General features: G+C 60.1%; 26 protein-coding genes. 9 read left to right on the top strand and 17 right to left on the bottom strand.

Going from position 1 to position 26,235, the window contains the following annotated elements; translation table 11 throughout:
* Positions 1–16: 16 nt before the first annotated feature.
* The gene (locus tag GOW60_RS08230; protein ID WP_171228932.1) at positions 17–943 is read right to left on the bottom strand and encodes an alpha/beta fold hydrolase; all 927 of its coding nucleotides are present in this window, start codon (positions 941–943) and stop codon (positions 17–19) included.
* 218 nt (positions 944–1,161) lie between these two features.
* Between GOW60_RS08230 and lptF the strand changes: the two genes are divergently transcribed.
* On the top strand, positions 1,162–2,301 hold the full coding sequence (lptF, locus tag GOW60_RS08225) for an LPS export ABC transporter permease LptF (protein ID WP_171228931.1): 1,140 nt from the start codon (positions 1,162–1,164) through the stop codon (positions 2,299–2,301).
* A gap of 3 nt (positions 2,302–2,304) precedes the next feature.
* On the opposite strand, the gene GOW60_RS08220 is transcribed toward lptF, so the two are convergent.
* Positions 2,305–3,138, bottom strand: a complete 834-nt coding sequence (locus GOW60_RS08220; RefSeq protein WP_171228930.1) for a LysR family transcriptional regulator — start codon at positions 3,136–3,138, stop codon at positions 2,305–2,307.
* A 101-nt stretch (positions 3,139–3,239) separates the two neighbouring features.
* Here GOW60_RS08220 and GOW60_RS08215 point away from each other — a divergent pair, with 101 nt between their 5' ends.
* Positions 3,240–3,842, top strand: a complete 603-nt coding sequence (locus GOW60_RS08215) for an HD domain-containing protein (RefSeq protein WP_171228929.1) — start codon at positions 3,240–3,242, stop codon at positions 3,840–3,842.
* Positions 3,843–3,881: 39 nt separating this feature from the next.
* On the opposite strand, the gene speB is transcribed toward GOW60_RS08215, so the two are convergent.
* The 10 genes from speB to GOW60_RS08165 form a co-directional block, all read right to left on the bottom strand.
* Complete coding sequence (speB, locus tag GOW60_RS08210) at positions 3,882–4,724, bottom strand: agmatinase (protein WP_171228928.1); 843 nt, start codon at positions 4,722–4,724, stop codon at positions 3,882–3,884.
* On the bottom strand, positions 4,721–5,890 hold the full coding sequence (nspC, locus tag GOW60_RS08205; protein ID WP_171228927.1) for a carboxynorspermidine decarboxylase: 1,170 nt from the start codon (positions 5,888–5,890) through the stop codon (positions 4,721–4,723). The genes speB and nspC overlap by 4 nt, the downstream gene beginning before the upstream one ends.
* 106 nt (positions 5,891–5,996) lie before the next feature.
* Positions 5,997–7,220: a saccharopine dehydrogenase family protein gene (locus tag GOW60_RS08200; RefSeq protein WP_171228926.1), complete on the bottom strand. Its 1,224-nt coding sequence runs from the start codon at positions 7,218–7,220 to the stop codon at positions 5,997–5,999.
* Positions 7,221–7,245: 25 nt separating this feature from the next.
* Positions 7,246–9,135, bottom strand: a complete 1,890-nt coding sequence (speA, locus tag GOW60_RS08195; RefSeq protein ID WP_171228925.1) for a biosynthetic arginine decarboxylase — start codon at positions 9,133–9,135, stop codon at positions 7,246–7,248.
* Between the two features lie 101 nt (positions 9,136–9,236).
* Positions 9,237–10,322 carry a DUF1513 domain-containing protein gene (locus GOW60_RS08190; RefSeq protein WP_171228924.1) on the bottom strand — a complete coding sequence of 362 codons (1,086 nt, stop codon included), beginning with the start codon at positions 10,320–10,322 and terminating at the stop codon, positions 9,237–9,239.
* A gap of 3 nt (positions 10,323–10,325) precedes the next feature.
* A complete protein-coding gene (locus GOW60_RS08185; RefSeq protein WP_171228923.1) occupies positions 10,326–11,336 on the bottom strand; it encodes an imelysin family protein in 1,011 nt (336 codons plus the stop codon).
* A gap of 3 nt (positions 11,337–11,339) precedes the next feature.
* Positions 11,340–12,830 carry a di-heme oxidoredictase family protein gene (locus GOW60_RS08180; RefSeq protein ID WP_371813345.1) on the bottom strand — a complete coding sequence of 497 codons (1,491 nt, stop codon included), beginning with the start codon at positions 12,828–12,830 and terminating at the stop codon, positions 11,340–11,342.
* Positions 12,831–12,846: 16 nt separating this feature from the next.
* Positions 12,847–13,332, bottom strand: coding sequence for a bacterioferritin (bfr, locus tag GOW60_RS08175; protein WP_171228921.1), 486 nt, complete (start codon positions 13,330–13,332; stop codon positions 12,847–12,849).
* The gene (locus GOW60_RS08170; RefSeq protein WP_171228920.1) at positions 13,280–13,573 is read right to left on the bottom strand and encodes a bacterioferritin-associated ferredoxin; all 294 of its coding nucleotides are present in this window, start codon (positions 13,571–13,573) and stop codon (positions 13,280–13,282) included. Before GOW60_RS08170 ends, bfr begins: the two co-directional genes overlap by 53 nt.
* Positions 13,574–13,659: 86 nt before the next feature.
* Positions 13,660–14,931 carry an imelysin family protein gene (locus GOW60_RS08165; protein WP_171228919.1) on the bottom strand — a complete coding sequence of 424 codons (1,272 nt, stop codon included), beginning with the start codon at positions 14,929–14,931 and terminating at the stop codon, positions 13,660–13,662.
* Positions 14,932–15,180: 249 nt separating this feature from the next.
* On the opposite strand from GOW60_RS08165, the gene GOW60_RS08160 reads away from it, so the two are divergent.
* Both GOW60_RS08160 and GOW60_RS08155 read left to right on the top strand, forming a co-directional pair.
* Entirely contained in the window at positions 15,181–15,738 is a 558-nt protein-coding gene (locus GOW60_RS08160; RefSeq protein WP_171228918.1) for a DUF2796 domain-containing protein, read from the top strand.
* 51 nt (positions 15,739–15,789) lie between these two features.
* A complete protein-coding gene (locus GOW60_RS08155) occupies positions 15,790–15,960 on the top strand; it encodes a hypothetical protein (RefSeq protein ID WP_171228917.1) in 171 nt (56 codons plus the stop codon).
* Positions 15,961–16,213: 253 nt separating this feature from the next.
* On the opposite strand, the gene GOW60_RS08150 is transcribed toward GOW60_RS08155, so the two are convergent.
* Positions 16,214–17,164, bottom strand: coding sequence for a GlxA family transcriptional regulator (locus tag GOW60_RS08150; protein ID WP_171206193.1), 951 nt, complete (start codon positions 17,162–17,164; stop codon positions 16,214–16,216).
* Between GOW60_RS08150 and GOW60_RS08145 the strand changes: the two genes are divergently transcribed.
* Genes GOW60_RS08145 through GOW60_RS08125 form a run of 5 tightly spaced genes read left to right on the top strand, consistent with a single transcriptional unit; the run spans position 17,163 to position 21,807 of the window.
* Positions 17,163–17,336, top strand: coding sequence for a hypothetical protein (locus tag GOW60_RS08145; RefSeq protein WP_171168785.1), 174 nt, complete (start codon positions 17,163–17,165; stop codon positions 17,334–17,336). The genes GOW60_RS08150 and GOW60_RS08145 overlap by 2 nt on opposite strands.
* A complete protein-coding gene (locus GOW60_RS08140; protein WP_171118563.1) occupies positions 17,333–18,043 on the top strand; it encodes a GntR family transcriptional regulator in 711 nt (236 codons plus the stop codon). Before GOW60_RS08145 ends, GOW60_RS08140 begins: the two co-directional genes overlap by 4 nt.
* Positions 18,044–18,050: 7 nt before the next feature.
* Entirely contained in the window at positions 18,051–18,968 is a 918-nt protein-coding gene (locus GOW60_RS08135; protein WP_171228916.1) for a dihydrodipicolinate synthase family protein, read from the top strand.
* Between the two features lie 5 nt (positions 18,969–18,973).
* Entirely contained in the window at positions 18,974–20,470 is a 1,497-nt protein-coding gene (locus GOW60_RS08130; protein ID WP_171228915.1) for an aldehyde dehydrogenase, read from the top strand.
* The gene (locus tag GOW60_RS08125) at positions 20,467–21,807 is read left to right on the top strand and encodes an FAD-binding oxidoreductase (protein ID WP_171228914.1); all 1,341 of its coding nucleotides are present in this window, start codon (positions 20,467–20,469) and stop codon (positions 21,805–21,807) included. Before GOW60_RS08130 ends, GOW60_RS08125 begins: the two co-directional genes overlap by 4 nt.
* Before the next feature lie 10 nt (positions 21,808–21,817).
* Here GOW60_RS08125 and GOW60_RS08120 read toward each other — a convergent pair whose 3' ends face one another.
* From GOW60_RS08120 to GOW60_RS08105, 4 genes are all read right to left on the bottom strand, one after another.
* Entirely contained in the window at positions 21,818–22,552 is a 735-nt protein-coding gene (locus tag GOW60_RS08120) for an SDR family NAD(P)-dependent oxidoreductase (protein WP_171228913.1), read from the bottom strand.
* Positions 22,549–23,280, bottom strand: a complete 732-nt coding sequence (locus GOW60_RS08115; protein ID WP_171229205.1) for an SDR family NAD(P)-dependent oxidoreductase — start codon at positions 23,278–23,280, stop codon at positions 22,549–22,551. The genes GOW60_RS08120 and GOW60_RS08115 overlap by 4 nt, the downstream gene beginning before the upstream one ends.
* 15 nt (positions 23,281–23,295) lie before the next feature.
* Positions 23,296–24,399, bottom strand: a complete 1,104-nt coding sequence (locus GOW60_RS08110; protein ID WP_171228912.1) for a mandelate racemase/muconate lactonizing enzyme family protein — start codon at positions 24,397–24,399, stop codon at positions 23,296–23,298.
* A 73-nt stretch (positions 24,400–24,472) separates the two neighbouring features.
* A complete protein-coding gene (locus GOW60_RS08105) occupies positions 24,473–26,020 on the bottom strand; it encodes a trimethylamine methyltransferase family protein (protein WP_171228911.1) in 1,548 nt (515 codons plus the stop codon).
* Between the last annotated feature and the right edge of the window lie 215 nt (positions 26,021–26,235).

Below are 26,235 nucleotides of genomic sequence, written 5' to 3'. Positions count from 1 at the left end.
TGCAGCGGCCGGTCAGTCAGGCCAGCAGCGCCAGATCCCCGATATTTGTCTTGTGCCGGGTCGGCATCGTTTTTGCCGGATGGCCGTCGATCGTCAGGGCGAGGTCCTCATAAAACCCGCCGCTGTCGAACCACCAGCGATGCGACTTCATCATCTTGCGCTGTCCTTTGGGGACGTCTCGTTGATATTGGTGGTCACAGAAAATATCCCAATGACCTTTCGAGGTCAGCTTCGGCATCCCGACACGACCGGCGCGGCGCCGACCGCCGTGAACAATCCCGCCGGCTAGGGCCAGCACCTTGTCTTTCCGGCTGTAATAATTGGTGAACCGCTTGCACCGCTTTTTCAGGACCAGATCGCCCCATGCGCCCTTTTCCAGCCATTCTGAATCAATGTCCGCTGACGCAAACATGACCTGATCCGCCGACCATATCTTGTTGCCGGGCCCGGCCGAATCCCCGAAGTCCGAGAATGCGCGCAGTACCACCAACGCCCCCATGGAATGAGCGATCAGATGCACCTTGGGGCGTGGCGACATTCCCAACAGCGGCAAGATCCCATCCCCCACCAGATGCGGCGCCACCGCCTTGGCATCGGAGCGGTCCGAGTCATAGGTGTGCACCGACCCGTCGCTGGGCCAGTCAAAGGCAACGACCGCGCCCTGATACCCGTTGCCCCTGAGATTGGTTTCTATTTTCCCCAGCCGGTCCAGCATGCCCTTCTGGCTGGTGTTGAACCCGTGAACATAGATCAGGACGGCCGAATCCCCGCCCTCCTGTCGCACGAGATCCAGCCATTTGGCTTTTTTGACAATACTTCCCTTACGAATTTTTCCACCGGGGCTTTGCTGGGTGATGTGAACATATCTGGTCTTTGCCGCCGGCTTTAACGTGAACTTTTTCTTTGGGGCGTTATAGGTGCGGCGTGAAAAAAACAGTGCCATTATCCAAACTCCATTCTAATCAATTCGTAAAATGTGCCATGAGCCGCTGTTTTCACAAAGCGTAATCTCCCGGCCCTTCTGATGCCAAAACGGGGATGTGCGATGAAGCCGGTATGCGCCAAGGTTGCATACAGGCGCATCCTGACGTCCAATGCCTGTTTCCTCTGCCGGCTTAATGCCCTAGTGTCCGCTGCAAACGAACACACGCACGAGGCCCCATGTCGCGTTTTGATGGATATTTCCTGCGGCAATTGCTGATTCTGTTTGGCTTTTTCACCCTGGTGCTTGTCGGTGTGTTCTGGATCACCCGGTCTGTCAGCCTGTTTGACAGGGTGATCAGCGGTGGGCAGTCGGCAATGGTCTTTCTGGAATTCACCGCGCTGACTTTGCCGACCCTGATCCGCACGGTCATGCCTATGGCCGTGTTTGCCGCCGCCGTCTATGCCACAAATCGCCTGAGCCGCGAAAGTGAGCTGACGGTTATGCTGGCCACCGGATCCAGCCCTTGGCGGCTTGCCCGGGCGGTGCTGCTGTTCGGTGTGATTACCGGGGTGATGATGGCGATCATCAGCGTGTTCCTGCGCCCAGCCTCGGTGGAACAGCTGGAAATCCGGCAGGCTGAAGTGGCCGGAGATGTGACGGCTCAACTGCTGAACGAAGGCGAGTTTCTGCACCCCGCCGAAGGTGTCACGGTTTACATAGGCAGCATTGATCTGGACGGCACACTCCACGAAGTGTTCGTGTCTGACCGCCGCGATCCTGAAAACGCGGTCAGCTATTCAAGCGTAACGGCCTATCTGGTCAATAATGATGCGGGCATCCACCTTGTGATGGTTGATGGGGTTGCATTGCGCCTGAACAAGGAAGGCAAGGTGTTGTCATCGACCCTGTTCCAGGACGCGTCCTACGACATCTCGGAACTGACGAATACAAACCCGATGGCCCGGCGCAGCCTCGAAGCCATTCCAACGGCGGACCTGATCCGCAACCGGGATGAGGTTTCAGCCACGGAAGGGTTCAGCCAAGGCAAGCTGATCGAAGAGCTGCACCAGCGGTTCTCGTGGATCGCGATTTGCATCGCCGTGGCGCTGGCCGGGTATTCAACCCTGATGCTGGGCAGCTTTTCCCGGTTTGGATTGTGGCCGCAGATATTGGGCGCCTTCACCATTCTTGTGCTGCTTGAAGGTGTGCGCGGGTTTGTTTCCCCGGTGGTGATCGATGACCCGGAGCTTTGGTTTCTGCTGTACCTTCCCGCAATCATAGGGATGCTGATCTCGAGCCTGTTCCTGCTTGTTGCTGGTCGGCCGCTGATGCGAAAACGGCAACGCGCGTCCCAGATCATGCCGACGCCGGCCTGAGTTCTAGCCGCGAAGATCCACCAAACAGCTTTGAATGTCGTCAAATTCCTCGCGATCACCGCGGGTGACCAGATACATGGGCAGCGGCAAGCTGATACTGTCCTCGACCCGCTCCAGAGCACCCGAGGCCAGATGTTCGGAAATGACGTAATCGGGGAAATAGCCGTTTCCGCCTCGGTGCAGAATATATCGCAGCGCCATCATGCAATTGCCAAGAAACACTGTCTGACCCGACGCCCGTCGCGCAACCGATCTGACATGGTCCTGATAGACCTCGCCCAGTTCAAGGTTGACGAAGATCATGTCATCGTTCGTGCCGTCAGTCTTTGGCGTCCGGACCAGGGACAAAAGCTCGGGTTCAAGCGCGTACCACGTGACACGCCGGTCCGCCGGCTTTTCATGTGTGATCGCCGCGTCCAGCACATGCGTTGCCACCGCTTCGACCATGTTCAGGTCGTGGTCATAGTTCAGCGTCAACAGCAATTTGCCAAAGCGCTGTTCGAACCGAACCGCCAGGTCCACCAGCAACGGATCCCAGATGCTGAGTTGGCCGCCCAACCGCAGCGCCGGGCGGTTCTGTGCCTGTACCGGCAGGTCGCGCGATGCAAAGCCCCAAAGGGACAACATCTGTTCCGCATAGGGTTTGAACTGCCGGCCGAACTCGGTCAGCGCCGTTCCGCCGGCACCGCGCGTGAACAGCGCCCTGCCGGTTTCCTCCTCGATCAGGCGAATACGCGCGCTGACAGCGGTCTGCGTCACATTCAACTTGCGGGCGGCGGCATGAAAGCCACCGGTTTCAGCCACGCAGAGAAAAGTTTCCAGAGCTTTGAATTGCATGTCGAAAGTATTTTTTGATCATTGTGATAAAATCAATTCATTTTTTTGGGGGTTGGTTTCGAACTACGCTTCCGTTCAGGACATATGCCAAAGGATCAGCCATGCTGGACAAAAGCCACAAACCCACCTGGACCAGTTTCGAGACAGCCACCAAGGCCGACTGGGACGCCGTGATGGAGTACGAAGAGGCGTATAATGCGGCCCTGCCAGACCGCATCCTCGATGCCATCCGCTCGTTGGACGAAGAATGGACGCCCTATCCGGTGAACCGCTACCAGCACAGCCTGCAAGCCGCGACACGTGCTTACGAGGACGGTGCGGATGAGGAACTGGTGGTGGCGGCGCTGATCCACGATACCGGCGATATCCTGTCACCCTACAATCACGGAGAGCTGTCAGCGGCGATGATGAAGCCTTACGTCAGCGAAAAGACGTATTGGATTCTCAAGCATCATTGCGTGTTTCAGGGATATTACTACAACCACCATCTGGGCGGCGACCGCAACGCGCGCGACAAATATCGCGACAGTCCTCATTGGGAAGATTGTCGCTATTTCTGCCATGAATACGATCAGAAGGCGTTCGACCCGAATTATCCGACCAAGCCGCTGGAGTTCTTCGAACCCATGTTGCGCCGCGTCCTGAACAGGGGCGAAGGCCATGTGGAGCTGAACGAAACCGCCGATGACGGCAAAACCGGCTAGGAACCGGATCAGGCGGGCCAGCCCGGCCCGCCTGCCTGTTTAGCAGCTCGCCATCAGGCGATAGACGATCTGCGCCGCAGTGAAATCCCAGGCGGCATTGCCGTCGGGGGCCAGTTCGACCACGTCGAAGCCGACGCAGCGGCGGCCCTTCAGGGCGTGTTCGACGAGGCGAAGCGCCTGATAGTATCCCAGCCCGCCCGGAACTGGCGTGCCGGTCGCGGGCATTTGCGCCGGGTCCAGCCCATCAACGTCAAAGCTGACATAGACCAGTTCGGGGAAATCCTCGGGCAGGTCGACGGCATGGATGTTGCCGGTAACCAACTCTTCGGCATCCACGTGGAAGACGCGGTTCCTCAGACGGCTTTTTGCTTCCTCGGTGGAAAAGGCGCGCACGCCGAACTGGGCCAGTGGGATACCTTCCTCGGCCAGCAGATGCATCACCGAGGCGTGCGAGTGTTTTTCGCCCTGATAGGCGTTGCGCAGATCGGCATGGGCGTCGATCTGCACGATGCCGAGGGGCTGGCCTAGCGAGCGAGTCACACCCATGACCGCGCCATAGCTGAGCGAGTGTTCGCCGCCCAGCGTGACCGGCACCTTGCCGGCTCGGACGGCGGCCTCGGTGCGCTGGGCGAGGCGCTCCATAACGTCCGGCAGCGGGCCGTCGCAATCCAGCGGGGGCTCGGTAAAGATGCCTTCGACGCAGGGTTCGGCGTGGCCCGTGATGCGTTCGAGTTCATTGCTGGCCGCGATGATCGCTTCGGGGCCTTTGGCGGTGCCGGACCCGTAGGATACGGTGCGTTCCAGCGGCACCGGGATCACGTGGAATCGCGCGTCTTCGCTGCGTTCGGTCTCGGTCAGTTCGCTGTCGAGGAAAATGCTCATGAAAGCCTCTCTTTGAAGTCGTCGTAGCCGAATTGCCTGATGATTTTCAGGTCGTCGGTTTCGCTGTTCCACAGGGCGATGGTGGGCAGGGGCACGCCGTTGAACGTGTTGGTCTTGACCATCGAGTAATGCGCCTGATCGAGGAAGGCAAAGCGCTGCCCGATCCGCAGCGGTTCGGCCCAGGTGTAGTCGCCGATCACGTCGCCCGCCAGGCACGAGGGGCCGCCCAGGCGATAGGTGTGGCCGGTTTCGGCCTCGTCCATCAGGGCGGGGCGATAGGGGGCCTCGATCACGTCGGGCATGTGGCAGGTGGCCGAGATATCGGTGATCGCCAGATCCATGCCGTTGTGCGGCAGGTCGAGGATTTCGCCCACCAGGATGCCCGCATCCAGCGCCACCGCCTCGCCGGGTTCCAGATAGACCTCGCCGCCGTATTTGGCGCGGATGTGTTTGATGAACTTTACCAGCCCGTCGCGGTCATAGTCGCTGCGGGTGATGTGGTGACCGCCGCCGAAATTGAGCCATTTCAGGTCGTTCAGGAAGGGGGCGAGTTGCGGATCGACCGCAGCCCAGGTGCGCGCCAGCGGTTCGAACCCCTGTTCGCAGAGCGTGTGCATGTGGAGGCCATCTACGCCTTCCAGCGCCTTGGCGTCCAGCTGGCTGACCGGGGTGCCGAGGCGTGAACACGGTGCGCAGGGGTCGTATTTCGCGACCTCGCCTTCTGAATGCTCGGGGTTGATGCGCAGCCCGACCTGCCGCCCCGCGGCCTGTGCCTTGGCCAAGAAGCGGTCTTTCTGCGCGGGGCTGTTGAAGATGATGTGATCCGAGAGCGCAAGGATTTCGTCGATGTCGGCGTCCTTGTAGCCCGCGCAGTAGGTCGCGACCTCGCCGCCATATTCCTCGCGGCCCAGCCGGGCCTCGTAGATGCCGCTTGCGCAAGTGCCGCCGAGATACTGTCGCACCAGAGGGGCCAGAGCGAACATCGAGAAGGCCTTGAGCGCCGACAGGACATGCGCGCCAGAGCGCTCACCGATATCGGCCAGAACCGCCAGATTTCGCTCCACCGCCTTTTCGTCGACGACGAAGCAGGGTGACGGCACGCGTGTCAGGTCGAAGTGGCGGAAGGCTCCGGCGTCTCCGGCCTGTGTGGTCATCATGTCGGACATGTCGGGCGTCTCCGATTGTGAAAAGGCCGGGGGGCCTGCCCCCCGGACCCCCCGGGATATTTTCAGCCAGATGAAGCAGGGCGGTCGCGCGGACCGCCCCGAGGGATCAGAACTCGACGGGCCCGTCGAGTTCGTGGACCTGCCACGGCAGGCCGTGGGTGTTCAGCATGTCCATGAAATCATCCGGGTCGAGCTGTTCCATGTTCCACACGCCCGGTTCGCGCCAGTTGCCTTTCAGCACCTGTGCCGCGCCGATCATGGCGGGGACTCCGGTGGTGTAGCTGACGGCCTGGCTGCCGACCTCGGCATAGCATTCCTCGTGGTCGCAGATGTTGTAGATGTAGTAGGTCTTCTCGCCCGAGCCGTCCTTGGCCTGACCCGTGGCGATGTCGCCGATGCAGGCCTTGCCCTTGGTTTCGGCGCCCAGATCGCCGGGATCGGGCAGCAGGGTTTTCAGGAATTGGATCGGGATGATCTCTTTGCCGTCATGCATCACCGGGTCGATGCGGGTCATGCCGACATTTTCAAGCACCTTGGCGTGGGTGATGTAGGCATCGCCGAATGTCATCCAGAAGCGGGCGCGCTCGATCTCGGGAAAGTGGGTCGACAGCGACTCAAGTTCCTCATGATACATCAGGTACATATTCTTGGGGCCGATGGCGGGGAAGTCGAATTCGACCTTGTGGGTCATGGCGGGGGAGTGTTTCCACTCGCCGCCTTCCCAGTGGCGGACTTCGGCCAGCACTTCGCGCAGGTTGATTTCCGGGTTGAAGTTGGTGGCGAATTCCTGATCGTTGCTGCCGCCATTGGCGTCCAGTACGTCGATCTGACGGATCGTGTCCAGCTTGTGTTTCTTGAGCCATTTCGCGAAGACGCTGGTCACACCCGGATCGAAGCCCGAGCCGAGGACGGCTGTCAGGCCGGCCTCTTTGAACCGCTCCTGATAGGCCCATTGCCAGTGGTACTCGAACTTAGCCTCGTCCTCAGGCTCATAGTTCGCGGTGTCGAGATAGTGAATGCCGGCTTCAAGGCACGCATCCATCAACACCAGATCCTGATAGGGCAGGGCGAGGTTCACGAGGATTTCCGCGCCGGTCTCCTTGATCAGCTTGACCGTGTCCTCGACCTTGTAGGCGTCCAGCTCGGCGGTCGCGATATCAACGCCCACGCGTTCTTTCACCGCCTTGGCGATGGCGTCGCATTTCGATTTGGTGCGGCTGGCCAGGGTGATTTCGGTAAAGATATCCGAATTCATCGCCATCTTGTGCACGGCGGCGTGCGATACGCCGCCTGCGCCGACAACCAGTGTTTTTCCAGTCAAAGAACCCATGGGGGTAGTCTCCTCTCACAGGGGGTTATTCGTAATAGGTGTAGCCGTTGATCGAGTCGCGGTAGGCGCTCATCAGGGTTTTGCGGTCCTTGGCTTTCAGAGTACCGGTCGAGATCGCCTCGTCCACCATTTTGCGGAAGGCGGCGACGCAGTCCTGCGGGTCGAACTCGACATAGGACAGGACCTGGCTAATCGTGTCGCCTTCCTGCTCGTGCAGCAGGTCAAAGCCGCCATCAGCGCGCAGGTCGATGGTGACGACATTGGTGTCTCCAAATAGGTTATGAAGATCGCCTAGCGTTTCCTGATAGGCGCCGACAAAGAAAACGCCCATGAAGTACTCATCCCCGTCGGGCAGGGAATGCACTGGCAGGCTGGGCGAGACGCCGTCCGCCAGAATGAACCGATCAATCTTACCGTCGCTGTCGCAGGTGATATCGCTTAGCACCGCGCGGCGGTCTGGCGTTTCGTTCAGGCCCTGCAGCGGCACGATAGGGTGAAGTTGGTCGATGGCCCAGACGTCCGGCAAGGATTGGAACAGCGAGAAGTTGCAGTGATAGATATCGGCGACCTTTTCAAGCTGATCGTCTACATCCGTTTCCAGATCATCGCTGGCGGCTAGCGCTTTGAGGCGGGCCATGAGCGACAGATAGATGCGTTCCGCACGGGCCATCTGGCGCAGGTCGACATAGCCACGGCGAAAGAGGGCGCGCAACTCGTTGCGGTAAAAGGTGGCGTCGTTCCAGCATTCCTGCAGGCGATCTTTGCTGAGGTAGCCATGCACAGCAGCCAGATCGGCGACCATGTGGTGATCGTCCGCTTCCACCTCGGGGCCGTTCGGCGCGTCGTAAAGTGTGCTTTCCAAAACGTTGAACACCAGCATCGACGACGTCGCCACGACCGCACGCCCGCTTTCGGTGACCAGCGTTGGGTGGTCGATTTCAGCCTCATCCATCGCGTAGGCCACGGTTTCGACTACGTTGGCGCAGTATTCCTCGACCGTGTAGTTGATCGAGTTTTCGGCGGCCTTCTTCTCGCCGGTATAATCCACACCCATACCACCGCCGAGGTCTAAGTGGGTCAGCGGTACGCCTTCTCGGGTGAGTTCGGTGTAATAGCGACAGGCCTCTCCCACGGCGCGGCGCACGTCGTTGACGTCCTGCACCTGAGAGCCCAGATGCGAGTGCTGCAGCTTGAGGCAATGCAGCAGGCCAGCCTCTTTCAGCTTGTCCACGGTCGCGACCAGCTGATCCGTGTTCATGCCAAAGGCCGAGCGGTCGCCCGAACTTTCCTCCCACTTGCCGCTGATCTGGTTGGTCAGTTTGACCCGTACGCCGATCAGAGGTTCGATGCCCAGCTCTTTATAGACCTCGATCACCGTGTCCGCCTCTTTCGGGCTTTCCAGAACGATGACGGTGTTGAACCCGATCTTGCGGCTGAGGATGGCAAGCTGGATAAACTCGGCATCCTTGACGCCATTGCAGACGATCAGCGCTTCGCTGGCAAGACGGTGCGCCAGTGCGACCACCAATTCGGGCTTGGATCCGGCCTCGAGCCCGTAGTTGTACTTCTTGCCAAACTCGACAATCCGGTCCACGACTTGTGCCTGCTGGTTCACCTTTATCGGGAATACGCCGCGATAGCTGCCTTTGTAGCCGACGCGTTCAATTGCTTCGCGAAAGCTCTCGTTCAGATGCGCGATCTCATGTTCCAGATAAGACGACACGCGCAACACCATCGGAGCCTTGATGCCACGGTCGTCCAGATCACTGAGAATGCCGGGCAGGCTGATTGCTTCGGCCTCGGGCACCATGGGATTGCGCAGACCGATCTCGCCCTGCTCCGTCACCTCGATGAGGCCTTTGCCCCATTTTTCAACTCCGTAGATGGAATGCGGTGCGTCGGGCGTCTGTTTCAATCAAGTCGGTCCTTAACGTAGGGGTGCCAGTTTCGCGCCCGCCAATACGGCAGCTGTTTGATTCTTCCAAGCCTAAACTATGTGACGGAAAAATCCGAGTTTCATGCCGGTGGGGTGATCGGGACCAGATGATTGTCCCACTGGCACTTCGCGCGGGTCCGGATCTCGGGGTGCGCAGTGGCCAACGCGCCGAACACACCGGTTCCGGTGGTGAAAACCAAGCCGTTCGGGCCCGATCCAAGCCCGCAGACATCCTTAAGCTCGAACGCATCGCTGAATGTGCCACTGGCCACGTCGAACCGATGCAGCGCATTGCTGCGTGGACAGGTGATGGCAACGGTTGCACCATCCGCCGAAAACGCGATGCTGCCCGCATAGCCTTGCAGCGTTCTTTGATCCTGCTCAGGCGCTGACAGAAGGTGCGGGGTTTCCCCCTGACGGTGCAGGCCCAGCAAGGGCGGATGTTCGGCCTTGCTGCCCTGCCACTGCATCGCAAAGCCCACCAGCCCGTCGCGACGGACCGCCAGATGGCGGATCGAGTTCTTGTGAAGCGCGGGCGTCAGCGACACCTGCTCCTGAACCAGGCCCGACAGGGAAAGGTAGGTCAGGTTGGGCTTCATCGTCGGCAGGTTCAGCTTCGTGCGCCCGGTTTCGGGATGGGTTTCGATCCCGCCATTGGCAATCACAAGCGTTTTCCCACCCGGCATCAACCGCATGTCATGCGGCCCGACGCCGCCGGACGGGAATTCACCCAAGCGCGCAAAGGTTTCGGCGTCCCAGACGCCTATGATACCTTCTCCGGCTTCGAAATCGTTTTCGGTGGCAAAGAAAATCGCGCCATCGGCTGAAAAAGTACCGTGACCATAAAAATGCCGGCCTTCCGGCGCCGTCAGCCGCGCGATCGGTGATCCCGTCACGCAATCAATCACCACGGCAAAGGTGCCCGGACGGCGCGCAAAGGCCACGGCCTGTGGTTTGACCGGATGTGCCGCCGCCGCATGACCGCGCGCGGGCAGGGGCACGGAAAACAGCAGCGTTCCCTGTGCATCCAGCCCGGCCAGTCGATACGAACCATCCGGAAACAGCGCTGCGGCCAGAAACTCCGGCCTGCCCACCGAGGCCCATCCATGGATCGGAGGCAGTGAGGTTGCAGCCAGCCCTGCAAGAAAACGGCGGCGCGATGTCATGGGTCAGTCCCCGTCCAGAGAATTGAAGCCTGCGCTGATGCCCAGGGTCGGGCCAAGTTCAGTCGACGCAATGGCGCGAATATCGTGGATGGACTGTTGCAGGGCCTCGATACGGAACCGGGCCTGCGGATCCGAAACGCCCGCCAGCGCCGGGTCGTCAATGGCCTGGGCATTCTCGATGGCGCGCGCAAAGGCAGCATCTAGATCCGCGGCGATATCGGGATGATCAAAGGCCAACCGCGATGCAAGATCACGAAGGGCCACCAGTGAAAGTTCGACATGGCGCAAGGATCGCTTCGACCGCCACGCTTCGGCGCGGTTCGGGCGCGGGCGGTCGAACGTGCCCAACGGGCGACCAAGCCGAGTGTCGGCCGTGAATTCAAGACCCGTGGACAAAGCCTTGAACAGTTCCTGCATCGCTTCGTCCTGCGTTCGGTAGCGGCCGTTTTCACCGGGCCGGGTCAGGCCGGGGGCATAGCTTTGCCAGTCATCGGCCATCGCCCGCGCGTTGGCATCAATATCCGCCGCGATCGCCTGAATCAGCGCGCAGCGGTAATCTGCATTGCCCTGCTCTGCAAAGGCGGGATCGAACAACATCCGTTCGAGCGCAAAGAACCCGCGCCCGGCTATGGATGTCTCGGCATAGGCTTCCGGGTCTTGCACGGCGTCATCCTCGGTTGCGATATGCTGGGACAGGGCTTTGGTGGTGAACCCTTTCGTGTCGGGCCAGAACGCCATGGCAAACGCGCGATCATCAACCTCGGTCGGACCGAACCGCAGGTGACTGGCGGAAATCCAGCTGTCGAAGGCCGCATCATAAGCCGCGCGCAACGCAGGTGAGGTCGGATCGCAATCCACCCGCGAAGCACTGACCAGAGCCCCGGTCGTTTCCGGCAGCTTGTCGAACCTGGGCAAGATATGTGTCTCGGCAACGTCCATCAGGATGGGTGCGCGGTCCTGCGCCTGTGCGGCAAGCGGCATCATCAACGCGGCAACAAAGGTAAGAATACGCATAGGTCAGAGGCTCTCCAGAAAACGGATCAGGGCGTGGCGGTCAGTTTTCGGCATCGACACAACCGCATCGCGCGCGGTCTGGGCTTCGCCGCCGTGCCACAGGATCGCCTCGAGCAGATTGCGCGCCCGCCCGTCATGCAGAAACTGCGTGTGGCCCGAGACGCGTTCGGTCAGACCTATGCCCCACAAAGGTGGCGTCCGCCATTCGCGCCCCGTCGCGCGGGCCTCGGGGCGGTGATCCGCCAGACCTTCGCCCATGTCATGCAGCAGCAGGTCGGTATAGGGCCAGATCAGCTGAAAGCTGTGCTCGGGCCGATCTTCCAGCCGGTGGGTGACATGGGCCGGAGTATGACAGGATGCGCAGCCGATCGTGTGAAACACCTCTTTGCCGCGCAACACCTCGGGGTCGTCGACATCACGGCGGCCGGGCACGCCCAGATTGCGGCTGTAGAAATCCACCAGGTCCATGCCCTGCTGATCGATCTCGAACGCGCGGGTATCGGTGTCGCCATGCGGGGCCTCGACGCAGTTCACCTGCAAATCCGTGCAGTCCCCCTGAGGTGCCGGGTAAAGCGGGCTTGAAATACCGATATCCCCGGCAAAGGCCGCGGCGGATTGCTCCATGACCGTTGGCATGCCTGCCTTGTGCCCGAACCGGCCCATCATCGGGGCGCCGTATTCAACAGACCAGACGATGTTCGGACGGCCCGAGATGCCATCCCCATCCACGTCGTCGGGATCAGCCCGGGCCAGCAGGTCTTCGACCGGGATCGCCTCCAGCAGGCCAAGCCCGATCATCTGCGGTGCGACCCGCGGGCTCAGCATTGCATCCGGGTGCAGCGGGCCATAGCCCAGGTCAACGGCCCTGTAAGCCGGGCGGCGCAGCGACGCGGCCTCGCCGTCAGAAAGTTCAACGGGGACTTCTTCGTAAGAGATATCTAGCCGATATTCCGCCGGATGTCCCGCAAGCGCGAAATCCTGCATCTGCCCGCCATAGTTGGGTTCGGGCCGGGTGGCGATGTAGTCTTCGATTCCGGCAGACCCGTCTTCCGGCGCACCGGGGATCGAGACCCGAAGGAACATCGAGATCGCGTTGTCATCAGGGCCGTTGGGTGTGTGCCCCCGCCCATCCTTGATATGGCAACGCTGGCAGGATCGCGCGTTGTACAGCGGCCCCAACCCGTCAGAGGCCAATGTGGATGATGGTGACGATACCCAGATTTTCTTGAACAACCCGTTGCCGACCTTGAAATCCAGCTCCTGCTCGAAGCTCAGATTGCCCGAGGGTTGCGAAAACGCATCCGCGTCGTTGCGGACCCGGACAGTCGCCGCTCCGGCAGAGAGTTCTTCGAACGGCTGCGACACGCCGAAATCCTGCGGGGGCGCGGTCACGGCCGCAATACGGGCGCGTTCCTCGTCGGTGCGGGGGGTGAATTTCAGATGCAGGTCCCGCAGCTCGGCTGACAGGGAGGGGGTGGCCGCCAGGGCGACCACCGACAAGGCAAGAAGGCTATTCGCCTTCGTCCATTTTCGATGCGTTGAGTTGCGCATAATTGGCTTCGCCGATCCTTTCATACAGGTCGAGCTGCGTTTCGAGGAAGTCGATGTGACTCTCTTCATCGGACATCAACTCTTCGAACAGCGACATGGAGACAAAGTCGCCGGCCTCCCGACAATATTCGCGCGCTTCCTTGTAAAGTGCCCTGGCGTCGATCTCGGCCGCCAGGTCGCATTCCAGCGTTTCCTTCGGCGTCTGACCGATCCGCAACGGGTCCAGTTTCTGAAGGTTGGGGTGACCTTCCAAAAAGATGATCCGTTCGATCAGCTTGTCCGCGTGGCCCATCTCTTCGATGCTTTCCTCGCGGCTTTTCTTGGCCATATGGCCAAGACCCCAGTCTTCTTGCAGGCGGTAATGCAGCCAGTATTGACTGACGGCCGTCAGCTCATGCCGCAGAGACTTGTTCAGATATTCGATGACCTTCGGATCGCCCTTCATCAGCCTTCTCCTGTGTTGCTCCGGCACGCAAAGTGCGGAGTTGCATGGGGACTTCCAGATTACCGCTGGCCCGCATTGTGTCTAGGAACAGTGGCATGCACCCGCCACAATCCGCCGACTTGCCAAGGGCATGGTAGATTTTGCCGGGGGTGATGATGGTCCGCGGATCCGCCGTGCGCATCCAGTCGATGGCGGCACGGATGTCGTGATCGGATATGTTGGTGCAGTGGCAGACAATCATTGGTCTTGGCTCGTTTCGCCGCCTTTACAGACGATCAGTAAGGTTTGCAGGGGCCGGAAAGAAACCCTCTCCGGCCCGCTTGAAGATTAGTGGAAGACGGCGTCCGGGTTATCCAGGCTGTCTGACCCTTCAAACGCAACCCCGTCCAGCTCCAGTGCGGTTACGATGCGCTCGATCGTTTTGGTCTGATCGATCAGGCCGTTGACGCCGCCCATGATCAGGGCCTCACCGCCTTCGTTGCCGCGCTCAAGCATCTGGTCATAGGCAAATCCCGCCTCGGCCGTTGTCTTGATCTTGCCCAGGGCCTGCATGGTGGCGGCCAGTTTCGCTTTCATCTCGGTATCCAGTGCTGGATCCGTGGCGATGACCAGATCGGCCAGAGATGCGCCCGAAACCGGGGTGCCATCTATGCGGGTATAGCTGCCCAGATAGACGTTCTGGATGCCCAACCCGTCATAGTAATGGCTGTTGTGGGTGTTGTCAGAAAAGCAGTCATGTTCTTCTTCGGGATCGTTCAGCATCAGGCCAAGGCGCATCCGTTCTCCGGCTTGCTCGCCATACGAGAGAGAGCCCATGCCGGTCAGGATCGTGCTGATGCCTGCTGCTTCGTTTTCCATCAGGGCTGCGCGCGCCGCTCCGCCGTCTTTCCACTGATCCGCCATCCAGGCCAGATCGCTGACCAGCAGTTCGGTCGCAGCGCTCAGGTATTGCGCGCGACGGTCGCAATGGCCGCCGGTACAGTCCTCGCCCTGCGCATAATCGGTCGCTGGGCGGTTGCCGGCACCGGCGCCATGGCCGTTCATGTCCTGACCCCACAGAAGGAACTCGATGGCGTGATAGCCGGTTGCCACATTCGCCTCGATACCGTCGGCTTCGTGCAAGGTGTCGCTCAGCAGTTCGGGGGTGATTTCGCTGGCATCAATGGTCTCGCCCGACAGTTGGAAGCTGGGGTTGGCGATGACGTTCAGCACGGCAAATTCGTTTTCGTCCGTCGCACCGCCATAGGCCGCGTCGACATAGTCGATCAGACCTTCGTCCAAGGGCCAGGCGTTCACCTTGCCTTCCCAGTCATCAACGATGGCATTGCCGAAGCGATAGACTTCCGTCTGCTGATAGGGGACACGCGCAGCAACCCAGGCCGCGCGCGCCGCGTTCAACGTTGCGTCCGAGGGATCGGCGATCAATGCGTTGACCGCATCCTGCAATTTCCTGGCTGAAATCAGGCTGTCCTCAAATTTGGCTTCCGCAATATCGGCATAGGTGTTCAGTACATCTGCCTTGGTGGGGGCATCACCCGAGATTGCGGCGGTCGCCATGCAAAATGTCAGGGCGCTGGCAGTGGTGAATAACTTGGTCATAGGAGTTCGGTGCTTTCCTGTCAGAACTGTCGGATCGCGCGGGGATGTACCGCGGGTTTCGCGAAGAAATAACTGAGTGATTTAGTCGGCAATGTCAACCTGAGTTTTATTGTCGGATATAGACAATGATGGTTGAATCCCACGCTCCTCCCCAAATCTGGCGAGCTCCGATCCGAGGGTTAACGTTGCGTAGCAGGTGATTCGCGGTAAAATCACTCTTGTGATTCTGTTAAAGGCGGTTTTTGGTTAATGAAGTGCTCTGTTCTGGCGTTGTCTCTTTTTCCGGCAGCTCTTGCCGCTCAGGCGACGCAGATCACGCCCACCCATCAACATGGGTCCGGTCAATTGGAAATCGTGTTTACGGGCACGGAATTTACGCTGTCGCTCAGGGTTCCAAGCATTGACATCATTGGGTTCGAGACCCCGGTGGCAAGTGATGACGAGCGTACGCGTGTCGCCATCGCGATTTCCGAACTGTCCAAACCACTGGATCTGTTTGTCGTCCCGCCCGACGCCGTGTGCTTTACCGCATCTGCAAACGTGATCCTGACGCATGATATTTCGGGGCAGCAGGATAACGCGGGCGATGGGGGCACGTCATTCGCAACGGGCGAACATTCGGAATTCCAGGCTGACTACGTTGTTCAATGTCAGGATATGGATGCGCTAACCACGATGGAATTTGCGTATTTCCAGCGGTTCAGCGGGACAGAGAAGCTGAACGTTCGCGTCGGATTAGGCGCGGCGACCAGCGCCCATGAAATCACGCGCGCCGCGCCCAGTCTCGATTTGACGCAATTCCGCTAGAGATGGTGCTTGTACGCCCGTTTGGCGTTTTGAAGCGCGCAACCGAAGCAGTTGAGCCAAGATTGCCTTGCCCATGCCTGGGGCTGCGCAGAAAACGAACACGCTGGATTCAAGGCGGAAAAACTGCTCCTCAATGCGGTCCTTGAATGCAGCAATGAGCGAAACCCAAAAATTATTTTTTCACAAGTGGATATGGCCTTTCAGGTTGCCGGACTTCGCTGAATCAAAAGTCTCCAATTGAGGCAAAGATTAACGAATAAGGGCACAAGAATCGCATGTATGACAAGTTCTCGCAAAACTTATGCCAATATCCAAATCTATTGGTACATCATCCTGCCGATCTGTTGACTAGTCCGGTTTTAATGAGGGGGTATCTCGGCAGGGTTAGGGGGATGCCCGTTCAGGCCCTTCATGGGCCGACAAAGCGCGGCATCCCCTGCCGTATCGATTTCGGCAAGTCCACTACCCGATACTGTCAGTCGATCTTATTGCGTTGCGCGTGCGGGGTTACGCCAAAGCTTGACCGGTAGACGCGCGAAAAATGGCCCGGGTTTTCAAAGCCGCAGGCCACGGCAACCTCGGTGACGGATGCTTCGGTCTGAAGCAACAGTTTCTGGGCGCGCTCCAGCCGCATTTCCATGAAGTATTTCTTGGGCGACGTGTTGAGGTATTTTCCAAACAGCCGCTCAAGCTGTCGAGTTGAAATGCCAAGCTCTTCTGCAATGAACGAGGGGGAAACCGGGGTTTCGATACTGTCCTGCATGATGGTGATCGCCTTGGCGAGGTGCGCATTGCGCATTCCGTTGCGCGATTGCAGGGAAACCCGTTGTTTGGCCGTGGCATTGCGTACCGCGTTGTAGACCATCTGATCCGCCACATCGATGGCGAGTTCTTCACCGTGATCGCGTTCGATCAGATGCAGCATCAGATCCGCTGTTGCGGTCCCGCCGGATGCGGTAATGTGCTTTTCATCGGCCACGAACACGCTGCGTACCAGGTTGACCTCGGGAAAGGCTTCCATGAACGCGTCGTGATATTCCCAGTGGATCGCTGCCTGCATTCCGTCGAGAAAGCCAGCCTCGGCCAGCACCCATGCCCCCGAGCACAGGGCGCCGATTTTTGTGCCGCGCGCGCGTTCGCGGCGTAGGGTTGCAAGTAGGGGGCGGGTGACGTGGTCACGCATGTGAATGCCCGACAGAACAAACAGCTGATCACATTTTGCCAGACCCTGAAGGCCGGAATGCACCAGCGTGATGGATCCGTTCGAGCACACGGCCTGCTCGCCATGTTCGGACACAAAGGACCAGCGGTACAGTTCTTCGCCGCTCACAAGATTGGCGATCCGCAAGGGTTCGACCGCGCATGAAAACGCAAGGTGCGAGAACTCCTCGACAAGGATGAAAGTGATGTGCCGCGTCTGAGGCATGAGCAGTACCGTTTGCAAGCTGGGACAAAGTCCGGAACATGAGTCGATTTCGCAGGCACCTATGCTGCACGAATTTTTATTGTATACAAGTTGTATTTTTATGGAATACAAAACCGTGACCGCACGCGATTCGACCGCGTTCGCCGAACAGAAGGATGAGGCCAAAGCATGAAAGACGAAGCCAAGTCTCGTAAAAGCGCGCTGAGAGAGCACCTGAGAGTGTCCATCCTAACGCTGCGCCTGCGCCCGGGCGCGGATCTGGACGAGGCGCATTTGTCAGAGGAATTCGGCTTGTCGCGCACGCCGCTGCGCGAGGTGTTTCGACAGTTGGCTGGCGAAGGCTATCTGGATCTGCGGACAAACCGCAGCGCCCGGGTTTCCGAGATGTCCTATACCACCCTGCGCGACTTCTTCCTTGCCGCGCCGATGGTATACGGAGCGATCCTGCGTTTGGCGGCTTTGAATGCGTCGAACGCCCAGATCAATGATTTGAAAGAGGCCCAGCAGGCGTTCAAGGCGGCCCTTCGGTCCGGGTCCGGCGAGGACCGAGCCTTGGCCAACAACCGCTTTCATGACGTGACCGGCGAAATGTCCGGCAATGTCTACCTGCTGCCGTCGTTCAACCGGTTGCTGATCGATCACGCTCGGATCGGCATGACGTTCTATCGGCCACAGACCGGTGAAATGTCGGAAAACCTGTCGCTGGCCAGCCAACAGCATGATGCGATCATCGCAGCCATCGAGGCGCGCGATGAGGCGACGGCGGCCAGGCTGGCGGAAGATCACTGGAACCTGTCACGCGATCAGATCGAGATGTTCGTGATGCCTGACGCGCTGGATGTCCCAATGGGAATCCCGCCCCTTTCGAAACCTGCATGAGGACGGAATGAACCCGATTTTCAAGTTTGAGGGGATCTATACCCCTGTGGTCACGCCTTATCACGACGATGGCAGCGTGAATTGGGACGCCTTGTCCGACGTGATCGAATACCTGATCGAGAATGGCGTGCATGGCCTGATCTCGGGTGGTTCGACCGGCGAGAACTATGCCCAGACCGTCCACGAACGTGTCGAACTGGCCCGGTTCACGCATGAGCAGTTGAAGGGCCGGTTGCCATTGGTGGTTGGCACAGGCGCGATGCTGACGCCGGTTTCGATTGCCCTTGCCGCCGGCGCGCGCGAAATCGGCGCCGATGCGATCCTGCTGGCCAGCCCGCCGTATTCGGTGCCGACTGATCGGGAAAACGCGCTGAATGCGCTGGCCATCGACAAGGCCGCTGATCTGCCTGTTATGCTGTACAACTACCCGCACCGCACCGGTACGATGATGGGCGAAGAGTTCCTTGACCGTGTGGGCCGCAGCCGCAACTTCTGCGGCATCAAGGAAAGCTCGGGCGATATCAACCGGGTGCACTTGCTGGCCCGCGACTATCCGCATATCCAGCTTGGTTGCGGAATGGACGATCAGGCGCTCGAATTCTTTGCCTGGGGTGCGCCGTTCTGGGTGTGCGGCGGGTCCAACTTCCTGCCTGCCGAACACGTGGCTCTGTATCAGGCCTGCGTGGTCGAAGGGAATTTCACCAAAGGCCGCCGGATCATGTCCGCGATGATGCCGCTGATGCGGGTGCTGGAACAGGGGGGCAAATTCATCCAGACCATCAAGCACGGCGTCACCATGAACGGGATTGATGCCGGCGCCATGCGGCCTCCGTTGAAGGGCCTGAACAAGGACGACAAACGCGCGCTGGAACAGGTCACGCGCGTGCTGAAAAAGACAATCGCCGACATCGTGGCTGAAGGGTAAGAGACATGGATCTGCTGACACAGGACGAATACACATCCATCGCCGCAGGCCTCACCCTGCCGACCGGGGCGTTCATCGACGGAGCATTCCGCCCGGCGATCTTAGGTGAGACGTTTGCAAGCGTGAATCCGGCCACCGGCGACAAGCTTGCCGATATCGCATCCTGCGGCGCAGCGGATGTGGATTTTGCGGTCGAAAAGGCGCGTGAGGCCTTCGACGATGGCCGCTGGTCGAAACTGCACCCGTCCGAGCGCAAGGACGTGCTGATTCGGCTGGCCAAGCTGATTACCCGCAATGCCCGCGAACTGGCTGTGATGGAAAGCCTCGACAGTGGCAAGACCATCTATGACTGCGAAACCGTGGACGTGCCGGAAACCATCCACTGCCTGAAATGGCATGCCGAGGCGATCGACAAGATCTACGATCAGGTCTCGCCTGCCAGCGACGACCATATCGCCATGGTCCTGCGTGAACCGATCGGCGTCGTGGGGCTGGTGCTGCCGTGGAACTTTCCCCTGCTGATGCTGGCGTGGAAGATCGGGCCTGCCTTGGCGGCGGGATGTTCAGTGGTTGTGAAACCCGCGGCTGAAACCACACTGACCGCGCTGCGTATGGCCGAACTGGCGATGGAGGCTGGCCTTCCCCGCGGCGTGCTGAACATCGTACCGGGTGGCGGTGCCGACGTGGGCGAACCCATCGGGCGGCACATGGATATCGACATGGTGTCCTTCACCGGCTCGACGGTGACGGGCAAGCGGTTCCTGACCTATTCGGCGGAAAGCAACGCCAAGGACGTGGTGCTTGAGATGGGCGGCAAGAACCCTGCCATCGTCATGGACGACGCCGAAAACCTCGACCGGGTGGCGGCGCATGTGGTGAACGGTGCGTTCTGGAACATGGGCGAGAACTGCTCGGCCTCGTCGCGCCTGATCGTGCACAAAGACGTGAAAGCCGAACTGCTGGACCGTATCGCGCATCACGCCAAACAGTGGAACATCGGCGACCCGCTGGATCCTGAAACCCGCATGGGCGCGCTGGTCAGCGAAGGGCATTACGACAAGGTCTGCGGATATCTCGATCAGGCCGAGAACGTGGTGATCGGCGGCAAGGCCGATAAAGGCTTTGTCGAGGCCACCGTCGTCGAAGTGCCCGGCAACGACTCGACTTTGGCGCGTGAGGAGATCTTCGGCCCGGTCCTGTCGGTGATCGAAGTGTCGGGCTTTGACGAGGCCATCAAGATCGCCAATGACACCGACTATGGCTTGTGTGCCTCGATCTTCACCGCCAACGCCAAACGGGCCATTCGCGGCGCGCGGGCCATCCGGGCGGGCACCGTGACCGTAAACAGCTTTGGCGAAGGCGACATCACCACGCCGTTTGGCGGGTTCAAGCAATCGGGCTTTGGCGGGCGCGACAACTCGATCCATGCGCATGATCAGTACACCCAGCTGAAAACTATCTGGATCGATCTTGCAGACGATGCCGACGAGGCCGTGGATTGACACGATACGAGGCCAAAAGACTACCGCGGCAGACCGGTCCGGCAGGGTGGAATGCCATCCTGCCGCCCCAGGACCCTCTGCCGGTGCTCGAACAGGATCTGACCGCCGACATCACCATCGTCGGCGGAGGGTTTGCCGGGCTGACGGCGGCGCGGCGGTTGCACCAACTGGACCCTTCGCTGAAGATCGCCCTGTTGGAAGCGGGCCGATTTGCCGATGGTTCGGCGGGGCGGAATTCGGGGTTCATGATCGACCTGCCGCATGATCTGGCCTCGGACAATTACGCAGGCGATGGGCTGGAAGCGGATCGCGCCGCCATTGCCCTGAACCGCAAGGCCATCGCTTTCGCGACCGAGGTCGCCGCCGATTGCGACCTGCCGCAGGAAATGTTCGACCCTTGCGGAAAATACAATGCTGCCGCCACACGGGCAGGAGACGCCCATAACCGCGCCTTCGCTGAGCATCTGACCAAACTGGGTGAGCCGTACACGCTGTATGACCAAAAGCAGATGCAAGAGATCACGGGCAGCCCGCATTATGTTTCGGGGCTGTTTGCGCCGGGGACGGTGATGATCCAGCCCGCAGCCTATGTACGGGCGTTGTCGGGTCAACTGGCTGGCCAAGTTAACGTATTCGAGAACGCGCCAGTCGTCAGCTTTGAAAAGCAGGGCGCGGGCTGGGTGGTCAACACCGCCAAGGCCAAAGTCAGCACCGGGCGGATCGTTCTGGCCAACAATGGCCATCTGGAAAGCTTCGGATTTTACCAACGGCAATTGATGCATATCTGCCTCTACGCCTCGATCACGACCTCGCTGACCGAGGCACAGATCAAGACACTGGGCGGGCAACCGCGCTGGTCGGTCACCCCGGCGGATCCGATGGGCACCTCGGTCCGGCGTATTTCGGGCAGCTACGGGGATCGCATTCTGATCCGCACCGGATCCAGTTTTCACCCGACGATCGAAACCAGCCGGATGCGGTTGCGCAATGCCGGCTGGGTGCATGACCGGAAGTTCCGGGAACGCTTTCCGCATCTGTCGGATGTCCGGATGGAGCATCGCTGGGCCGGGATGCTGTGCCTCAGCCGCAACGGATCCGCAGCGTTCGGCGAATTGGAGGATGGCGTGTTCTCGGCCTGCTGTCAGAATGGCCTGGGCATCGCCCGTGGCACACTGCAAGGCATGGGCATCGCAGAGCTGGCGCTGCAAGGCGGATCAGAGATCGCGGATCACTTTCTGGCGCAGCCGGACCTTCCGCGATTGCCGCCCGAGCCTTTCGCCTCGCTTGGGGCGAACAGCTATCTGATCTGGAAAGAATGGCGGTCCGGCAAGGAATGACGCGTGGGCATCAGGGCAAGCTCAACTTGGCCATGCGCCCACCGTCCACCGTATAGACCTGCCCGGTGATGAAACCCGCATCCCCGGACGCCAGAAACGCGACGAGCGCGGCAACTTCTTCAGGCCGCCCCGTTCGGGCCACCGGGTGGATCTTGGCAATGTCGCGACGGAATGCGGACGGGTCTGGCATCGATTCGATGAAATCTTCGTTCAATTCCGTATCGATCCAACCGGGCGCGACGGCGTTGCAGCGGATACCTTCGCCCCCGTGATCCACGGCAACGGCGCGGGTCAGGCCGTGCAACCCTGCCTTTGATGCGCAATAGGCGGCGTGACCCGGATTGCTGCCCAGGCCTTCGATGGATCCGGTGTTGACGATGCTTCCCTTGGTCTGACGCAGATGCGGCAGCGCGGCTTTGATCATCAGGAACGGGGCGGTCAGGTTCACCGTCAGGTTGAGATGCCAGCCCTCAATGCTCATTCCCTCGACCGAGGCTTCCTGCATCATGCCCGCGTTGTTGACCAGCACGTCCAGACGCCCGGTTTTCGCGATCACTTCGCCGACCACCTGCGCGGGGCTGTCGGGACGGGTGAAATCCGCAGCGATGCCGTGAAATTCGGTGTCCTCACCACGTTGGGCGGTAAAGACCCGTGCGCCTTCGTCGTGCAAACGCCGGGCAATGGCCTTGCCGATGCCGCTGCGCCCGCCGGTGACCAGTGCCACCTTTCCATCGAGCCGCTTCATGATACCGGTTTTCCTCCGTTCACCTCAACCAGCGTGCCGCAAACATAGCGCGACGCGTCCGAGACAAGGAACATGATGACGTCGGCGATATCCTCGGGCTCGGCGATCCGGCCCAGCGGCACGGTCTGGCCCAGTTCGGCCACGGCCGTATCGGGGTCAAAGCCGCGCTTTTCAAAGCCTGATCGCAGCATCGGGGTATTCACCTCGTTCGGGCAAACGGCGTTGATGCGGATACCCTGATGGGCGTGATCCATGCCCATGCACTGGGTCAGGGACGCGATGGCCGCCTTGGTCATGCAATAGACCGCATGATTGGGGCCGGGGCGCAGCCCCCAGCAGGACGCGGTGTTGACGATGGCACCGCCGCCAGCGTCCGCCATGATCGGAATTGCCGCACGGCAAATGCGGAACGGGGCTTCGACATTGACACCCAATGACAGAGACCAATCCGCATCAGTCGAATCCGTGACCGACCCGCGCGTGATGACGCCCGCATTGTTGATCACGATGTCAAGCCCGCCCAATGCGGACGCGGCTGCGCCGGGCAGCTGGTCTGCATATTCGGGAACAAGCAGATCACCGGGCAGATATGCCTCGGCCTCGATGGCATCGACAGCCCGGTCGGCGACGGCGACCCGCGCCCCGGCGTTCCGCAGGCGTTGAACGATTGACGCCCCGATGCCGCCAGCCGCGCCAGTGACCAGGGCCGATTTTCCTTTCAGATTCATAACGTCATCCATTTCTTAGAATGATGCGACAGGTGTGCCGAGCAGGCTTTCATCAGGAACCACGCCCAGCCCCGGCCCGGTTGGCAGCGCGATGTGCCCGGCCTCGATCCGGATGCCGTTTTCGGGATCGTAGTTGCCTTCGATATATGGCGCAGCCAGCCAGACGCCTTCCAGCAGGTCGGGCCGAACGGTTGCACCGATATGGGTGCATGCAGCGGCGATGATATCCCCGCCCCAGCTGTCATCGCAGGTATGGGGCAGGTTGCGCGCCTCGCAGATGTCGCGGAAGGCGCGCATCGGATGCAGGCCGCCGATGCGGGTGACCTTCATGCCGAACCCGTCGACCAGACCGGTGCCCGCAGCCGAGATCACGGTGTTCAGGCTGGTGCTGTTTTCATCCATATAGATGCCATGCGTGACCTGAGGCCGGATCTTCCTGAGATCTTCGATTGTGTTGCAGGGCTGTTCCATGATGAAGGGGATTTCGGGGCACTCGCGGCTGACCCGCAGGGCGTCTCGTGTGGTCCAGCCCCGGTTGCCGTCAACGGCCAGACGCATACCCGATCCTTTGACCACGTCCCAAACCTTTCGAATGGTTTCGATGTCGATCTCGACCGGGCGGCCTCCGACCTTGATTTGCAGACGCGGGTAGCCTTCGGCCATTTTCTCGGCAGCCAGTTTCGCGATGTCGTCGGGTGCACCGACGCCCGTGGCAAAATAGGACGGCACCTTGTCCGAAACCGCTCCGCCCAGTAAATCGGAAACCGGAACGCCCAAATGTTTGCCAAGCAGGTCGTGCACCGCAATGTCGATGGCGGCCTTGGCATAACCATGACCGTTCAACAGCCCATCCATCCGGCGATGCAAGGCCAGAGGCAGGACCTCTGTTCCGATCAGGCCCGGGGCCATTTCGACCAGAGCGGCGCGCGCCCCGGCGGCGTGCGCCTCGGCATAGGTCGGGCCAACCGGGCAGGTCTCGCCCCAGCCGATCAGACCGTTGTCCGACACGATTTTGACCAGCGTGGTGTCCAGCGCCCAGACCCGAGCGTTGGCCATGGTATAGGGCCCGTTTTTGACCGGCAGGTCGTGGCTGTAGATATGCAGTTCGGCGATCTTCATCTTGGTTTACGTGTCCTGACCGGAAAAAAAGGGCCCACCCGGATGACGGGTGGGCAAGTACGGGGAGTGTGGATCAGTATGTTTGGTTCAACTCGTCCGCCGCCGGGATTTCCCTTTCGCGACGCGCGATATAGTCCAGAAGGGCCTCGTTCTTGGCCTCGTCCAGCTTTGGTTCTTCATATTCGGCCAATAGTTTCCGCGCATGTTTCAGGGCGCGTTCGGTGATCTCAACTTCGCCTTCGGCGACCCATTGTTCGATCGAGTTGTTGTCGAACAGCTCCGGCATGAAGAACGCGGTCTGAAAGTTGTCCTGCGTGTGCGGATGACCCAGATAATGCCCGCCGGGCCCCACATCGGGAACCGCTGCCAGGGCCTGATCGAAATCGTGCCACTTTGGGCCTTCCGTCATCCGGTAAGCCATCGCGCATTGTTCGGCGTCGACGATGAACTTGGCGACCGAACAATGCATGCCCGCCTCGTTCCATCCTGCCGAATGCCAGATATAATTGGCCCCGGCGTGAATGACCGCGCTGAGTGTCGTTGCGGATTCGTACCCGGCCTGTGCATCAAAGGTCTTGGCCCCGCCCAGCGTGTTCGAGGTGCGCCACGGAACATCGTAAAAGCGCGCCATCTGGCCGATCATGAAGTTCATCAGGCTGATCTCGGGCGTGCCGGCCATGGGTGCTCCGGATTTCATCGAAACGGTCGACAGGTAATGCCCCCAGATCGCAGGACAGCCCTTGCGGATCACCTGCGTGTAGGCCAGCGCCGAGAGCGCCTCGGCGGTCAGTTGCGCCACGGTCGCGGGCACCGATGCCGGGGTGTTTGCACCGCCCAGAACGAAGGGCGAGCACAGAACCGGCTGATTGCGGCGGCAGAAGGCCCGCATCGCACCCAGCATGGTTTCGTCCCACACCAGAGGGCTGTTGCCGTTGCAGTTGCCGGTGGTGACCGGATGATCGTCAATGAACCCTTCGCCGAACAGGATATCGCACATATCCATCACATCCTCGGCATTCCTGGGCGAGGTGGTCATGCCCATGAAGGTCTTGTCCGAGTATTTCATCGACGAATAGGTGATGCGCAGGTGCCGCTGGCTGATCGGGTGGTCGTAGGGCTCGACAATGTGATGGGCCGAGCTGTGCAGCGCCGGCATCATGTGCGACAGCTTGTGGAACATCGCCAGATCATCCAGCGTCGGGTTGCGGCGTACATCGTCCAGATCGCGCAAGAACGGCGCGCCGGTCATCGGCACGAAGATCGCGTGCTTGCCCCCCAGCGCCAGGTTCTTTTTCGGATCGCGCGCGTGATAGGTGAACTGCGCCGGAATGGTCGAGATCAGCTCGCGCACCATATTGCGGTCCAGATAGACTAGTTCGCCGTCAACCTTGGCACCGGCTTTTTTCCAGTCTTCCAGCGCGATGGGGTCACGGAACTGAACGCCGACATTTTCCAGAATGTCCATCGCCGCATTGTCGATGCGCTCAACCTGGGTTTCGTCCATGACCTCGCACAACGGGATGCCTCGGGTCAGGCCCGGCAGCATGTCAAAATTCGGAGCGGTGCGTTTGGCGCGGCGGGCAGAACGTCCGCCGGAACGCGTGGCAGTGCGAGTGGTCAAGGGGCAATCCTCCAATTTTGAAACAAACTGGCGGATTCGCGGCGCAACCACCTCTCTGATTGCGATATGTGCTTGCAATAAGCGACACGGGTCATTCCAAATAATTTTGTCCCTGCGTAACGAAAAGACGCCGGGTCATTGTTATCTGTGTGACCTACTTCACAGCCAGGCAAGTGCATACATCTGCAACAGATAAACGCAGGGTTGTTTCAGAA

This window comes from Ruegeria sp. HKCCA4008, from assembly GCF_013033125.1.
In the GTDB taxonomy this organism is placed as follows: Bacteria; Pseudomonadota; Alphaproteobacteria; order Rhodobacterales; family Rhodobacteraceae; genus Ruegeria.
Note: the sequence above shows the minus strand (reverse complement) of the source record. Positions and strands in the feature narration are given on the sequence as shown.

Coding starts and splice junctions, on each gene's coding strand:
- GOW60_RS08230 (WP_171228932.1), bottom strand. CDS start 943: ATGGCACTGTTTTTTTCACGCCGCACCTATAACGCCCCAAAGAAAAAG.
- lptF (WP_171228931.1), top strand. CDS start 1,162: ATGTCGCGTTTTGATGGATATTTCCTGCGGCAATTGCTGATTCTGTTT.
- GOW60_RS08220 (WP_171228930.1), bottom strand. CDS start 3,138: ATGCAATTCAAAGCTCTGGAAACTTTTCTCTGCGTGGCTGAAACCGGT.
- GOW60_RS08215 (WP_171228929.1), top strand. CDS start 3,240: ATGCTGGACAAAAGCCACAAACCCACCTGGACCAGTTTCGAGACAGCC.
- speB (WP_171228928.1), bottom strand. CDS start 4,724: ATGAGCATTTTCCTCGACAGCGAACTGACCGAGACCGAACGCAGCGAA.
- nspC (WP_171228927.1), bottom strand. CDS start 5,890: ATGTCCGACATGATGACCACACAGGCCGGAGACGCCGGAGCCTTCCGC.
- GOW60_RS08200 (WP_171228926.1), bottom strand. CDS start 7,220: ATGGGTTCTTTGACTGGAAAAACACTGGTTGTCGGCGCAGGCGGCGTA.
- GOW60_RS08190 (WP_171228924.1), bottom strand. CDS start 10,322: ATGACATCGCGCCGCCGTTTTCTTGCAGGGCTGGCTGCAACCTCACTG.
- GOW60_RS08185 (WP_171228923.1), bottom strand. CDS start 11,336: ATGCGTATTCTTACCTTTGTTGCCGCGTTGATGATGCCGCTTGCCGCA.
- bfr (WP_171228921.1), bottom strand. CDS start 13,332: ATGAAGGGCGATCCGAAGGTCATCGAATATCTGAACAAGTCTCTGCGG.
- GOW60_RS08170 (WP_171228920.1), bottom strand. CDS start 13,573: ATGATTGTCTGCCACTGCACCAACATATCCGATCACGACATCCGTGCC.
- GOW60_RS08165 (WP_171228919.1), bottom strand. CDS start 14,931: ATGACCAAGTTATTCACCACTGCCAGCGCCCTGACATTTTGCATGGCG.
- GOW60_RS08160 (WP_171228918.1), top strand. CDS start 15,181: ATGAAGTGCTCTGTTCTGGCGTTGTCTCTTTTTCCGGCAGCTCTTGCC.
- GOW60_RS08145 (WP_171168785.1), top strand. CDS start 17,163: ATGAGCAGTACCGTTTGCAAGCTGGGACAAAGTCCGGAACATGAGTCG.
- GOW60_RS08150 (WP_171206193.1), bottom strand. CDS start 17,164: ATGCCTCAGACGCGGCACATCACTTTCATCCTTGTCGAGGAGTTCTCG.
- GOW60_RS08140 (WP_171118563.1), top strand. CDS start 17,333: ATGAAAGACGAAGCCAAGTCTCGTAAAAGCGCGCTGAGAGAGCACCTG.
- GOW60_RS08135 (WP_171228916.1), top strand. CDS start 18,051: ATGAACCCGATTTTCAAGTTTGAGGGGATCTATACCCCTGTGGTCACG.
- GOW60_RS08130 (WP_171228915.1), top strand. CDS start 18,974: ATGGATCTGCTGACACAGGACGAATACACATCCATCGCCGCAGGCCTC.
- GOW60_RS08120 (WP_171228913.1), bottom strand. CDS start 22,552: ATGAAGCGGCTCGATGGAAAGGTGGCACTGGTCACCGGCGGGCGCAGC.
- GOW60_RS08115 (WP_171229205.1), bottom strand. CDS start 23,280: ATGAATCTGAAAGGAAAATCGGCCCTGGTCACTGGCGCGGCTGGCGGC.
- GOW60_RS08110 (WP_171228912.1), bottom strand. CDS start 24,399: ATGAAGATCGCCGAACTGCATATCTACAGCCACGACCTGCCGGTCAAA.